This is a genomic window from Aminobacter sp. SR38, from assembly GCF_014843375.1.
Lineage (GTDB): Bacteria > Pseudomonadota > Alphaproteobacteria > Rhizobiales > Rhizobiaceae > Aminobacter > Aminobacter ciceronei.
Genome location: NZ_CP062117.1, coordinates 43,666 through 57,099, shown reverse-complemented (window position 1 = coordinate 57,099; position 13,434 = coordinate 43,666). Strand labels below are relative to the sequence as shown.

The window sequence follows — 13,434 nt, the reverse complement described above, 5'->3', positions numbered from 1 at the left end:
GGCTGGAACGGCATGACGACAGTCAATACGGTCAAACAACATAGAAAATTGTCGCTGGAGTCCCGGTTTACGTTTGCCGAGGACTCTCTCGCCCGTGTGAGCGGTGCTTGGGATTCGGACCTGCGATCCGCGACCGGGCTCGACGATGGTGAGCGATATTTGCTGCGGCTCTTCAGAAAGACCGGCACGCCGCTGGATGACGACCTGAAGGCGATTATCACTCGAGGATTGCGACGAATTCGACGTGTTCTCTCCTCACGGCGGGCGCGTGAAGTCCTGGTCGAAGTACTCGATGTCGTTGAGGACGGGCAGGAAATCGCGATCGTCATGGTTGATCCCGGCAGCCCGATCTCCGGATCGTCCCATAGAAGGAGAGCACGACAGAACCGCTTTCTGGCGAGTACCAGCCGGAATGTTTTCTGGCGCAATATCGTCCGCATCGCGGAAGCGCTTACCCTGTGCCACGATGCCGGTATCGTGCATGGCGGTGTGAGCACCCATACGATCTTCTCGCATTCAGACGATAGCGACGACTATCGTCTCGGGGGATTTGAAGCATGCGTCCACATTGCTGACAGCAATCTTGGAGCCTCCGGCCATCTTCTGCGCGCTTCTGGCGCGATTTCATTTCGGCAGGATTGGATCGATCTTGCCGGAGTGGCCGCTGCCATCCTCGGCGTGGACGGAGATAATTCCCCTTCGCTGCTCTCGATCGAACGCCGAATGCTGGATCGTTTGGCGAACCCACCGCAGTTTCAGCTCTTTGACGGCAGCATCGTGCTCGGGGAGTTGAGGGAAGTTGTCGCCGAACTCGACAGGGTCGGGTCAAGTTCAGATGGAGAACTCATCCTTTACCCCTCGCGCAACGCCCTCCAGAGCGATTTACCGACTCTGTCGTCCGGGACGATACCCGCGCATGACGGCGTTGCCCTCATGCAGTTCGTCGCGGAAGATCTGCTTTCCGCCGGGGTTCGCCTTGTCCCCGCCGGTCAAGATAGCCTGCGCATTCTCACTGATCTGGCGATCTACAACGTGAAGATCGTCCACGACGCGATTGGCATGATTGAGTCGGCGCATAAAAGGCGACCGAACGACTGGATACAAGGCGCGGAGGATGTCGTTCACCGTTTGCATTTGGCGAGAAATCGCGCGAGTGCCGAAGAGCGCGTGCGCAACCTTGGTCCAGGTGCACGACGATGGCGAGATTTCGCGGAACGCGTCCGAGTAGCCGGGGTAACGAGTGATGTTCCGATGTGGTTCGCTCTGATCCTGCTTGAGGCATTTACCCTGCTGAGGGAGCAGTTTCGTCTGTATCCCGTCGAAGTTCTTTCGTTGCCCGCCAGCGAGCAGAACGTGGTGTGGCTCGCACCTCGCGACGATTCGATACGGGACGATCAGCGCGAAATAATGGGATTGCGCCCCACAGCGGAGGCAATGCGACGCGAACTCAAATATGACGACGGAAAGGTGAATTGGACCGTTTCGAAGTCGGCCAGACTCGCAACCGGCCGTGAGCGAGTGCCGGAACTGAGCTATGAGGGAAGCAATCTGGTCGATGGAAAACTGGCGTTCGCCTTTGCAACGAACCTGGCGGTTCCGGCAGGGCAGTCTCTTTATTTGCGGCCACGCAAGGATACCGGAACCGAGCGCGCTATCAGGCGACGGCTGCAGAACATTGTTGCGGCCAGGGCCAATGTCGAGCTCCTAAGAGCGTTGGATGACCCGGCGCAGGTGGCGATGGACGACATGCTGCGCGACATTGCTGTTCCAGGTTCACCGCCGGCAGATGCGGATATGGAGCCTTCGAAGATCGAGGCTTGGCAGTCGATCGTCGCGGGAAGGTCGATCAATGTCGTCGTCGGTCCCCCTGGTGTGGGAAAAACCTTTTTGATTTCACATCTCGTGAAAAGCATCCTCGATCAAACGCCCGATGCCCGCATTCTGGTGTCTGCCCAGAACCATGAGACTCTCGTCCATATGGAGGACGACCTTCGAAAGTTCTTGCCGAAGCAATCGAACATTGTCGTTCGCGTCGAACGATCTCGCGTCAGCGAAGAAGAGAGCACCTTGCGTCGGAACTCGGTCGTCTTGTTGCGATCCGTATCCAAGCCCGACGCTGAGCGCGCGGCGGTCATGGCAAGCCAGCTCCATCAGATCGCTCAGGCGCTCAATCCCGTCGACAGGTCGGAAAAGTCGGTTGCCGAACGCGCCTTGCGCGACACCGACAATCTGATGCTTCGCTCGTCCGATGTCACCTTGGCCACCACCTCATCCCACGTTCTCGAGGAAATGATTGCCGATGGTGAACAGTTCGACTGGGTCTTCATCGAAGAAGCCGCGCGTGCAAACGGTGCTGAACTGATTGGCGCCCTTCTTCTCGGCAACCGGCGGGTTATGATCGGCGATCATAATCAATTATCGCCTTTCGACGTGGTTGAACGCCAAAAGTTCTACGACGGCAAGCGGGCAAACGAACTGTTGAGGGATGCCAAAGAAAAGCTTTCTGCTATTCCCGATCTGCCTGGCGAAGTGGAAATCGCCCTCGACGCGCTGAAGGCGGACCAGTTCTTGCTCAGCGACGTACTCGCCATCGCCGCTCGTCTTGAGGAGCCGTTCCGATCAATCGTCGAGCGAGAGGCCTTGAGAACCGCGGACACGAAACGTCCGAGCTCGATCGCAAACACGCTACGGGAACAGAGCCGGATGCACCCGGCAATCGGCGAGCTTGTCTCCGATACCTTTTACAAAGGAGAACTCGTTTCGTCGGAGCGCGTGAAACAGCGCAAGAAGGCAGTGGACACTGTCGAAGAGTTCCCCGCTTCGCCTATCGTCATCCTCGACATGCCTTCGTTGAGTGTCGTCAAACGCCGGGCATTCGAGCAGAAGATCAAGCGCTCGTATCGCAACGAGTCCGAGGCAACGGCGATCGTGAGCGCCATGAAAAGGCTGCGACCAATCGTGTCGGCAGACGGGCGTCGGCCAACGTTGGCGGTGCTGTCGCCCTACTCCGCCCAAGTTAGTCATTTCGAGCGCTTGCTCAAACCCGAGATCGACACGGCCGAGAAGACCCTGTTTGGCTTCGCCAGCCCGCGCGGAGATGGAAAGTTCTTCTATACGAGCGACAGTTTTCAGGGGGGTGAGGCGGACGTGATCGTCGCTAGCCTTGTCCGAAACAACGTGCTCGTTGGCACGCGAGCCCTGGGATTCATCAAAAATCCGCAGCGGCTAAATGTTCTCCTCAGTCGAGCCAAGCATAAGCTGATACTTGCCACCAGCCGGAGGTTTATCAGCAATACCGTAAACGGAATCGATCCGGACGGGCTGAACGACGAGCTCGGCTTCTTGCGAAGGATGCTCGACGGAATCGCGCGGCTTGCAGAGACAGAGTTTCCGGGGGGTGACATGGGCGCTTCCATCGTCATGGTCGATGAGAATGGGAAGCTCTCCCGATGAACAACATCTACATTCCGGCATGGCATTATCGTGCGCCGGGCATCGTTCAGCGCACGTGGGGCTGGAGCCCTATCGAGGAAATGGTGCTGCTGTCGCTTGATCGCGATCCGGGAACAATCGATGCCGTTGCGGCACACCTGGAAATCCCGCGACAGGTTGTGAGCTCAACGGTCGCCCGTCTGATGCAATTCGGCCTCGTTGAAGTCCGGCTTTCACCACAGCCGGTGCTCGCGACAAGCAGTGTCGGGCATGGCTTCATTCGCGCCGGGCGCGCGCTTCCAGAACGGACCGCGGACCGCGAAATCGGTATCAGTGTCGTCTATGAAAAGGTCGGGCAATCGGTCTTCAGGACGCGAGATGTGGACACGATTCCCGTGTCTAAGCTCCCGGCCAGTGGAGCGATTGTCGCTTTTCCCGCGGACGAAGTGCCGGAGACGGACTATTCTATGATGCAGCGTGTCAGCCAGTTCACAGCCGGTACACTTCGCCCAGGGGAGTGGCTTCGGGGTGTGGAGGCCAACAGTTCATTCCTGGAGCGAAAATTCCTCGTTCTCAATCTCGATGATGTGAAAGACGGGATTCTGCCACAGGGGGCAAGTGACCAGCTCGTGGAAGCGCTAACGGCGACGATAAAAACCGGCATCTTGCCGACGACCGCCGCACCGCCAGTCAGCCAGCCCGTGGTGATCAACACGTCGTTTGCCACTGACCAGCTTGTCGTTGGGTCTGAACAGCACTTGCAGCGCTTCGAGCAAATCGTGGGCGCTGCAAAGTCCCATATCTTTGTCCTTTCAACTTTTGTCGCCTCGCAGTCAGATGAGAAAGGCAAAGAGAAGCGCGAGAGGATATGGCAGGCCCTGGAGCAGGCTTGCAGACGCGGGGTCAAATGCCACCTGTTCTTCGGAACGTCGCTCGACCGCGCTAAGCATGCAGCAGCCATGCAGGAACTCTACACTCGGCTATCGGCAGTTCGGCAAACGAGAGGCTACCTGCTGGTACAGAGAGAGCCTGTCGGCAGCCATGCAAAGTTCATCCTCGCCGATGACGGCGATGGTGGCGCAATTGCGGTCATGGGGTCCTGCAACTGGCTGTCGTCGCCATTTTCGGCTGTCGAGGTTTCAGTGGAGCTCAGGGAAAACAACGCTGTCGCGACCGGGATGGATCTTCTCCGCGAGATCATCGCCAAACTCTCCGGCGCCAGCCGATCCGTGGAAACGCTCCTGTTCATGGCGTCGGAACTGCGGCGCCAGCGTAGCCGACTTTCAGCGGCTTCGGAAACCGCTCCTCCGGCCGCCCGGCTCACCATTCTTCGGGCCGACGACCACGAGCGCCTTCTGCGAGTTGCGGCGCACGATGCCCAGGAGCGTTTCATCTGCTGTACGAACAAGGTCGGAGCCAATATGGTCCCGGCCCTGTTCGACCCCGCAGAGGTCGCAGGCCGGCGACTGAGTGACGTGCGCGTGTACTACTCGCGGCGGTCCGGGCCGGTCAAACGCGGGCATGTCGCGGAACACCGCGAACGTCTGAATGGCCTCGTCGTGCTGACCGGCGTCCCAGAGCCGCAATTGCATGCCAAGTTCCTGGCGTGGGACAAGGACCATATCGTCGTCAGCAGCTTGAACTGGGGCTCGCAATCGGGGTTGGAGGAGAACCCGCTGGACGAAATCGGCCTTTACCTGGAAGGCCCGAACCTGGCGACATGCCTGCTCGAAAAATTCGAGGCGGCGAGTAGATGACCGGGGTCGTGTCTGACAAGTCCACGCCCAACCCCGCAAATGCAGGCCTTATCATGAAATTCGTGGAGCTTGATGGGCAAGACGGTCAGCCGCCTCGTTCCGTGAGCGTCGGTGGCCTGGAGCTGGAACCGCTGAACTACGACGAGCTGGCAGGCGCGCAACTGCATAAACCTCTGTCCGTCCCGCTCAATTGGCGGTTCGCTAGAATTCTTGAGACGAACATCGAAGGGGTAGAGATCAATGGGCTGGCACGCGGAAACGCAGTGCTCGATAGCACTCATAGTTCGATGGTCATCAGCCTACAGCGTGGCGGGTGGCTTCCGTCTGGTCTCGCGCTCGCCAATGCAGGCGTTACGGTTCTGCCGGATAGAAATGTCATCAGCCAGATCAAGGGACGTTTCGAGGAAGGCTCTGTTATCGGCGCGGGCCAGGACTTTCTGGACTTGCTTGCCGGGCAGGAGGTGCGACTTAACCCCCTTCTATACGCGATCGAAGGCAATGACCGGAGTATTCCAGATCGTCCGATTGTGGAAGCGCAGCTGACGGAGGTGATGGCCTTTCTCCGCAAAGCGCTGCCGACGGCAGAGCTCGTTGTCGGCAGCGACAGTCTGAGGGGCGCTCTGGGCCTGATCGACGACACCCGGGCAGGGTTTGAGCGAAAACGCAACTTCCTCCTTCATCTCGCGCCTTTCCTCACTGCTCCTACGAGCCGCAGGCTTTTCGACAAGAGATGGACCGATGTGATGGATGCGGCCGATCGCTACGGTGTGGCCCGCTATTCTCTCATCGTCCTTGCGGCACTGAGTGCAGTGGCGGTTCCAAACTCTGGCAGCCCCGCAAAGAGGATGTTGAAGTTTCGGGAAGGATACTCTGAGCAGGACGCGTACAACGCGCTCGCGGATGTTCGTTCGCTTGAGATCTTGATTCACCTTCTGGCGTTGTTTCCTAAGGAGCATCCTGCCATTTTTACCGCCGACAGGGCATTGGCGCTTTTCTGGACCGGAATCCGGGCGCATAACTTTCGACGCGAAACGCGTTCGGTATCGTGCGACCTGGCGCCGGTAGAGCAATTGTTTCCGGGCGACACGATCAACCTCTGGGAGAGCGACTGCAGGCGTCGCGCAGCCGTGCAGGCAACGTAGACCCGGTCATTCGGCGCTTCGTCGATTAAGTTGCTGCGTGTGGTCACAGCCGGGATACTGGTTGCACCCCAGAAAGCGGCTGTTGTTGCGACCATTCCTCTCGACTAATTGACCTACGCGGCATGCGGGACATTGATGCAGCGGACCGCCATCGACGGTCTCGAAACGCAGATTTTCCCCGGCGATTTCCGAAAGCTCCCGGATATATCTGGATGGGTCACGGCTGTTCGTGAGCAGGAACACGCCACGACTTGCGCGTGTCAACGCAACGTAGAATAGGCGGCGCTCCTCGGCATACTCAAACATTTCAGGCTGCGGCATGACCAGGTTGAGCAGCTCGTCGTCCTCGATCCGGCTTGGCACCCCGTAATCACCTTCGCTGACATCAAGCAGGATCGTATAGTCGGCTTCAAGCCCCTTGGCGCGATGGAAGGACAGTCCAGAAACCTCGATGTTGTCGAATCTTGGCACGGATCCCCTGAACGGTTCAAGCTGGTTGTAGCGCCACAGCACCATGACCTTGAGCTTCTCGCGCCCGTCGCTCCGCCATTGCCCTGAAATCCCGCCAAGGAAGATGTCGAGCCGCTTCAGCAGTCGGTGACAGGCGTCCGTGAAATCTGGCTTGTCTCGATCACCATCGATCGGAACGACCCGGATCGATCGCGCAATCGCCGGACGTGTCGAGCGCACCGACTTTTTCAATTGGGCGGAGTTCCGCTGCACGAAGCTGGCGGCGGTCTCGGCGATCAGCTGGTTGCAGCGATAGGTCTGCTCCAAACGGCCTTGCCAGCTCGCCCCGAAATTCGCATCGAACTGCGTGAAGATCGTAATGTCCGATCCGGCGAAGCGATAGATCGATTGCCAGTCGTCGCCGACGGCAAACAGCTTGGTGAAGGGCTTCTGGTGCTTCAGCGCCTTGATCAGCTTGGCGCGCGGCTCGGAAATATCCTGGAACTCGTCGACGAGGATCAGGGAATAGGGGCTCTTATACTGCCCGGTCTCCACGAACTGCGTGGCATTGACGATCATCGAGTCGAAGTCGATGCGGCCGGCTTCTTCCAGCTTCCGGGAATAGGTCTCGGTGATCTTCCAGACGACCTGCGCAAACTCCCTGGCGCGGGTCCGGTCGTGGAGCGATTTGGCCCGCTCCAGCAGCATGTCCAGAGTGAGGTGGCTGGCGCGGATGTGCTTGATGCAGACGGCAATCAGCTTGTGATAGTGCTTGATGACAACAGGCTCGAGGGCTTTGACGATCGCCGTGTAGCTTTTGCGTTCGAGCGGAATGCGCCGTTTTGCAAGCTCTGCCTCGAGCTCCGCAATCAGCGTTCCATTATTCGCCTGCGCCGAGGTGGTTTGAAAGATGTCCATCCCGGCCTTTCGGTAGGCGGCCAGCTTGTTTTCGGCATGGGTGACATAGTCTGTGAAGGGTGACGAGCCATCGGCATTGATAGCCAGGTGCTCGTGGATCGTCTTGCTTGCGGGGTAATAGAAGTCGGGATGGACGTACCGGATCTGTCCGTTTTTTTCTTCGATCGGAATCTGGCGTTCGTACTCAAACTCGACGGAATTGAGCCACAGCCAGTTGACGATCGTCTGCTCCTGGAGCGACTTCACATGGATCCCGGCAATCGTGCCGATGGTCGCATTGCCTTTCCGCCGGCGCACCGAAAGATAGCGCTCGTAGTCAGCCTCAGAACCAAACACGTCGACCGGGATATCCGCCTTGGGATGAAGGACGAGGAGGTTGACCCAGAGATCGGTGAATTCTGCATCTGATCGCAGCAGTTCCTCAATGATCCGTTCGATGATTCTCGCTTCGCCGGCGGGGTGCTCAACCCAATCGGCAAGTTGCGGCGGCCGACCTTCGACCTCTTCGATAATGCCGCGACCCAGCGCATGAAACGTGGTCACTTTGCATTCCGGATTTCCCGGATCGATCGCGAGCTGCCTGCATATCCGTTCTTGCAGCTCGTCGGCGGCGCTCTTGTTGAAGGCGAGCACGAGAATCTCTTCCGGCCGATAGAGCTGCTTGTCGAGGACATAGGCGACCTTGCCGACCATCGTGGCGGATTTTCCCGATCCGGCTGAGGCGACCAAGAGATTGTTGTCCTCCAGGCGAATGCATGCCTGACGTTGTTGGTCGGACAGTGATCGGTCATCCAGATTGTCGAAGAACGAGCGATATCTCGGCAGTTCTGCCGAAACGAACGCGTCATTGTATCGATGACGCACATCCGGATCGGTGATGAAGGCGAGGGACGGGGGGAGTGCTGCTTTCAGCGCGGCCGGCATCAGTTCCAGATCGAACAGAGGATGCGAGAGCGCTGCGGCGGCGTCACCGGTCACGCCCGCAATGACCCGGCCGAGGTCGGCTTGGGCCAGATATTGTCGGTTACCCTCAATGATCGCCCGCAGTTTGGTATCCACCTCGCTCAATCGACTAATGTCTGCGCCGATCAATGCGAAGAGGTGGTTGTTGATGAAGCTGTGTAGATCGGCCGCCAACTGTGTGGCGGCTTCTTCTCCAAGGCAGGACAGGTTATCGATCCGATCGCGCGACCGGACTTCGACGGTGTGCCATAGCAATGCCTTGCACACGGAAATGGCGACGACATCCAGACAGGGAAGTTTAACAGCGTCGCCGACTCCAAGACGTATGGATGCGGGCGAGGACGCGGTCAGCGTCATCTTCCATTTTCCTTGAGGAAGGAACCGTGCAAAGAATCCAGGCCGGTATGTTTGAACGCGATCAGACATCAGGGCTCACGCACTACTAGCAAATTCAGTCCGGCAGCCATGCGCAATCGACCCATTCCCGTTCGTAGCGCTTTGCAAAATCCCGCATCTCCCGCGCATTGGCCCCAGGTGTCAGGCAAGCGCGGGCGCAGGTCGTGACCACGTCGCGATAAAAGGCCGACGAAACCGGCCGGATGCCCTCGTAGTTCATGATCAGGTCGGGAAGGCGGTCCGTGATCGCCTCGCCACGGGGCGCCATGACAAGGGTCGGCGGCGTCCCAAACGCATTGATCAAGACGTATCTCCAGCTCGGGTCGGCCTGTCCCTGGGCGGGAACGAGTTCGCAAGGACAGGCATCACCGCCGCCGGAAATCTCCTGATAGACCGCTTCGAGCGCCTGAGCCTTCCTGGCGATAAGGACATAGGGCCCCGCAGGCGTGTAGCCGCCCATCCGTTCGTCGTATTCGATGCCCAACAGGCGTTCGAGGTCGAAGCGCGCCGACCTGTCGAGGGTGGAACGCTCCGAGATAAACCACTGGAGCTGGCGCAGGGTGATTCCAGTGGCCGCAGCGATCTCCTTCGGCGGATTGGGCCAGCAGGCGACCAGGTTCTTGGCGACTTCCGCTACGTTGTCATACTCGTCGTAGGCTGGGATGTCGTCATCGTCATCGACGTCTTCCGATGGGTCCTCTCCCGAATACAGCCACATCCTGCCGGTAAATCCGTCGTGTTTGAAATAGCGCGGCCGATCGGGTGGGAGTGAGGTTTCCCAGGACGACAGCCATGGACCGGCTTCCCACTCCACGTTATCGGGAAGAATGTCTGCCGGGGGTCGCATCGGCAGTCCCAGCCACCGCTCGATGTTGTCCTCGATTTTTCGATTGCCAAGCCCGCGAGGGCCGCTGACTGCCCGCCAATCGTGATCGTCATGTGCATCACGACAAAGGGCTTCGACGGACGTGGCCACAGACAGGTCGACCGGATTATGCCTTTTCGACAACCACAGAGAGGCATCGTGAGCCGAGCGTAACGATGCCGGAGCCGCTTTGTCCTTGGGGTCGGCAACCTCAAGCCGGATCCCGAACTTGGCAATATCCCTCGCCAATGATGGGTCGGCCCGTTCCACGTAGCGGTTTACACGCAAAACATCTGGCAGGCCGCGTAAACCCTCGGCGTTTCCCCATGCCGTCAGCAGCACGTCGCGCAATGATTTGCGCTTCTCCATCGTGGAGAATGTCAACCAGCGGATTGGTAGGCCGGCAACGGTGAGCCCGTAAAGTGCGATGGGGCACAGCCCATACCGTTTAGCGTCCGTCAGTCGTATCGGATCGCGGACAGCCACAATGCCGTGTTGAGGGTGGTGGAACAGGAATTTCGCGGTTGAGACATAAAAATGATGTTCTCGGATCGGCTGTTGCGGCTGATTGTTCATGGCTGTTCTCAAAAGCGTCAAATCGTTGTTCGGCATCCTACGATTTCGACGTCAGTACCCAAAGTAGTTCTTTGCTTTGAATAGTGCTTGTCCGCAGTTCCTCGACCGCAGGCTCCGTGCGACGTGCACCCGATCGGGGGCGTCGTTGCTTGCGCCTATGCCGATGCGTATTGTGCGCCGGCCATGCCGCAATCGGATCGGAATACAATGACCTCGCAACTCGACTTCTTTGCAGCTGCTGTTTTGCCGGCTACCACGAAGGTGACCAAACCGCAGGCTGTTGCTGGAAGGGGGCAGGGCGGCTTCGGTTCGGATGACGAGGCCATGGCCTGCCATCTGGAAGCGACCGGCAACTATCGCATTCTGCGAAGGCTCTCGCCCCGATCAGTTGTTGAGCGTGCTCGGCCCGAATTTCCACGGCAGGGCGTGATCCTCGACACCGAAACCACAGGCCTCAATTACCGCACCGACGAAATCATCGAAATCGGCGTAATCGCCTTCACCTTCAGTGACGCGGGCGAGATTGGCGATGTCACCGGCGTTTATGGGGGACTTCAGCAGCCAACCGTTCCCATTCCGGCCGACATCATACGCCTGACCGGCATCACCGATGACATGGTCGCCGGTCAGGTGATCGACGTTACCCGCCTCAAATCCCTCATCGAGCCGGCCGACATGATCATTGCTCACAACGCCGGTTTCGATCGGCCCTTTTGCGAAGCCTTCTCGCCGATGTTTTGCAACAAGGCATGGGCTTGTTCGGTTTCCGAGATCGACTGGGCGGCACGTGGCTTCGAGGGAAGCAAGCTCGGTTACCTGACTGGGCAGTCAGGATATTTTCACGACGGGCATCGTGCTGTCGACGATTGTTTCGCGCTGTTGGAAGTGCTCGGGCAGACACCGCTTGATTCCACCGCGACGCCATTTGCGGAGCTCTATCAAGCCAGCCAGCGGTCACGGGTCCGTATTTATGCGGAGAATTCCCCATTCGACATGAAGGATCATCTCAAGGCGCGCGGCTACCGCTGGTCGGACGGCTCCGACGGGCGCCCGAAATCCTGGTGGGTTGAACTACCGGAAGAGAAGCACGACGAGGAACTGCATTTCCTTCGGACAGAGATCTATCGCTGGGACGCCGACCTGCCCGTCAAATATTTGACGGCGTTCGATCGCTTCCGGGCGGCTTGAATAGTCGGGAGGCGATGACGACCATTGTGGGCATTGATGCGGCCTGGACGTCGACACAGCCGAGCGGTGTCGCGCTGGTTTCCTCCATGGGCGACGATTGGCGCCTGATCTTCGCGGGACCGTCCTATCGTCACCTCCTGGCCCATGCCGACGAGGGGCTGATCTCCACGTTCCGCCCTTCAGGTTCGATCGCAGAACCCGTGGCTCTTCTCGCCGCAGCTGGAAAAATCGCTGGAGCGCCTGTCGATCTCGTTGCTGTGGATATGCCTCTGTCTCGTGAGCCGATCGCAGCGCGGCGCGTGTCGGACAATCTGGTTTCGGCAGCTTACGGCGCCCGTCACTGCAGCACCCACACACCGAGTGCGAGTAGGCCCGGCAAGATCAGCAACGACTTCAGGAGCGGCTTCGGGCACCGCGGGTACGGACTGTTGACGAGAGAGGTTAGCGCGCCGGGCCTATTGGAAGTCTACCCGCATCCCGCCCTGGTCGAACTGATGCGCGCCGAAAAGCGGCTGCCTTACAAGCAGGCGAAGACGCGCAACTATTGGCCAATGGAAACCCCCGTCAGCCGGCGCAACAAACTCTTCGAAACCTGGCGTGCGATCGTCGCCAGCCTCGACCTGGAAATAAAAGGCGCATCCGAGATATTGCGGCTACCCCAATTCGAGGCTCCATCATGGCAGTTGAAGGCGTTTGAAGACATGCTCGACGCGGTCATCTGCGCGTGGGTCGGCATATGCGTTTTCGAGGGAACCGCCGTGCCGTTCGGCGACGACGCGTCTGCGATCTGGATACCCCAATCGGATCTTCTGGCGTCGCGGCGGGGTCGGCGATGATCGGATTACTGTGGCAAATGGATCGAACGCCGCCGCAAAATCCGCCGCCGCTGGCAGGAAGACGCCAGGCAATTGGCAGCAACCGATCCGGTCAATGCCTGTTATGAAGCGCAGCCGAGAGCTGCACGCAGCCGGGCGCAGAGAAACGTTGCCGAATCCTGGCATTGGGCCAAGGTCGCCAGCGAAGTCGCCCGCATCGAGCCGCGCGCCGCGATGGACTTCGAGGTCCTCAAGGCCATCGCCGATCAGGAAGCCGCCGGTCGCGGCTGAACAGCTGCATGACGGAAAATGGAGAACACTCGGGCGATAGCTGTGCCGCGAGCGAGCAACTGTGCCGGAACTCCACCCGGCCATCCGAAGCAAACCAATCCCGCTCTCAGATGATGGCGTCCTGGACCAGGTCCGGATCTGCGTCGATCAACCCTCTGTCGGGGTCGGCTAGCAAGCTGCCGCCACTCGGCTTTGCCTTCGCGGTGATCGCGACCGTCCCCGGTCCTTCGAGGAGCCATCGAGCGGGATCGGCCTGCTCCGGACGGAGGTTTCTCACATGGCACAGGATCTTGCACTCGCTCAGTCTCAGGCTTTCGCACTTGCCCGCACCCTCATGGTCCCGGTGACGCTGTTCAGGTCCGGCGATGAATTCGGCGTCGTCGTCAGCGACGAAATCGACGCCGACGACGATCTCGACATCATTCACGAATTCGACCCGCACGATCGCCGGCCGGCTCATTGAGCCGGCATTTCCCTTTTTGGGTGCCGCTTGCGAGCGGCAGGCGGCAAGGGAGGCTTCGCCGCGCCTGGCACGAACTGTCGGCGTGAAGGTACAGATCTGCAGATTGCCAAGGCGCGCCCTTGCCTCCTTTGCTCTTCGCGGCCCGGGGCAGGCGGTCCCGCAAACTGCGGGAAGAGAA

General features: G+C 59.2%; 9 protein-coding genes. 6 read left to right on the top strand and 3 right to left on the bottom strand.

The window, feature by feature from the left end:
- Positions 1 to 12 precede the first annotated feature (12 nt).
- Genes IG197_RS32500 through IG197_RS32490 form a run of 3 tightly spaced genes read left to right on the top strand, consistent with a single transcriptional unit; the run spans position 13 to position 6,331 of the window.
- Positions 13 to 3,453, top strand: coding sequence for a DEAD/DEAH box helicase (locus tag IG197_RS32500; protein WP_192321284.1), 3,441 nt, complete (start codon positions 13 to 15; stop codon positions 3,451 to 3,453).
- Positions 3,450 to 5,189, top strand: a complete 1,740-nt coding sequence (locus IG197_RS32495; RefSeq protein WP_192321162.1) for a phospholipase D-like domain-containing protein — start codon at positions 3,450 to 3,452, stop codon at positions 5,187 to 5,189. Before IG197_RS32500 ends, IG197_RS32495 begins: the two co-directional genes overlap by 4 nt.
- Positions 5,186 to 6,331 (top strand): hypothetical protein, encoded by a 1,146-nt coding sequence (locus IG197_RS32490; RefSeq protein WP_192321160.1) that lies wholly within the window; start codon positions 5,186 to 5,188, stop codon positions 6,329 to 6,331. The genes IG197_RS32495 and IG197_RS32490 overlap by 4 nt, the downstream gene beginning before the upstream one ends.
- Before the next feature lie 6 nt (positions 6,332 to 6,337).
- Here IG197_RS32490 and IG197_RS32485 read toward each other — a convergent pair whose 3' ends face one another.
- On the bottom strand, positions 6,338 to 9,088 hold the full coding sequence (locus IG197_RS32485) for a UvrD-helicase domain-containing protein (RefSeq protein ID WP_192321158.1): 2,751 nt from the start codon (positions 9,086 to 9,088) through the stop codon (positions 6,338 to 6,340).
- 25 nt (positions 9,089 to 9,113) lie between these two features.
- Entirely contained in the window at positions 9,114 to 10,499 is a 1,386-nt protein-coding gene (locus IG197_RS32480; protein WP_192321282.1) for a hypothetical protein, read from the bottom strand.
- Positions 10,500 to 10,706: 207 nt separating this feature from the next.
- Between IG197_RS32480 and IG197_RS32475 the strand changes: the two genes are divergently transcribed.
- From IG197_RS32475 to IG197_RS32465, 3 genes are all read left to right on the top strand, one after another.
- Entirely contained in the window at positions 10,707 to 11,687 is a 981-nt protein-coding gene (locus IG197_RS32475; RefSeq protein ID WP_192321156.1) for a 3'-5' exonuclease, read from the top strand.
- Positions 11,688 to 11,701: 14 nt separating this feature from the next.
- Entirely contained in the window at positions 11,702 to 12,523 is an 822-nt protein-coding gene (locus IG197_RS32470) for a DUF429 domain-containing protein (protein WP_192321155.1), read from the top strand.
- A 72-nt stretch (positions 12,524 to 12,595) separates the two neighbouring features.
- On the top strand, positions 12,596 to 12,793 hold the full coding sequence (locus IG197_RS32465) for a hypothetical protein (RefSeq protein ID WP_246765506.1): 198 nt from the start codon (positions 12,596 to 12,598) through the stop codon (positions 12,791 to 12,793).
- Positions 12,794 to 12,899: 106 nt separating this feature from the next.
- Here the strand turns inward: IG197_RS32465 and IG197_RS37000 are convergent, their stop codons facing one another.
- A complete protein-coding gene (locus tag IG197_RS37000; RefSeq protein WP_192321153.1) occupies positions 12,900 to 13,253 on the bottom strand; it encodes a hypothetical protein in 354 nt (117 codons plus the stop codon).
- Between the last annotated feature and the right edge of the window lie 181 nt (positions 13,254 to 13,434).

Bases quoted from the DNA above. Each gene is read 5' to 3' on its own strand.
- IG197_RS32500 (WP_192321284.1), top strand. From the start codon at position 13: ATGACGACAGTCAATACGGTCAAACAACATAGAAAATTGTCGCTGGAG.
- IG197_RS32495 (WP_192321162.1), top strand. From the start codon at position 3,450: ATGAACAACATCTACATTCCGGCATGGCATTATCGTGCGCCGGGCATC.
- IG197_RS32490 (WP_192321160.1), top strand. From the start codon at position 5,186: ATGACCGGGGTCGTGTCTGACAAGTCCACGCCCAACCCCGCAAATGCA.
- IG197_RS32485 (WP_192321158.1), bottom strand. From the start codon at position 9,088: ATGTCTGATCGCGTTCAAACATACCGGCCTGGATTCTTTGCACGGTTC.
- IG197_RS32480 (WP_192321282.1), bottom strand. From the start codon at position 10,499: ATGAACAATCAGCCGCAACAGCCGATCCGAGAACATCATTTTTATGTC.
- IG197_RS32475 (WP_192321156.1), top strand. From the start codon at position 10,707: ATGACCTCGCAACTCGACTTCTTTGCAGCTGCTGTTTTGCCGGCTACC.
- IG197_RS32470 (WP_192321155.1), top strand. From the start codon at position 11,702: ATGACGACCATTGTGGGCATTGATGCGGCCTGGACGTCGACACAGCCG.
- IG197_RS37000 (WP_192321153.1), bottom strand. From the start codon at position 13,253: ATGAGCCGGCCGGCGATCGTGCGGGTCGAATTCGTGAATGATGTCGAG.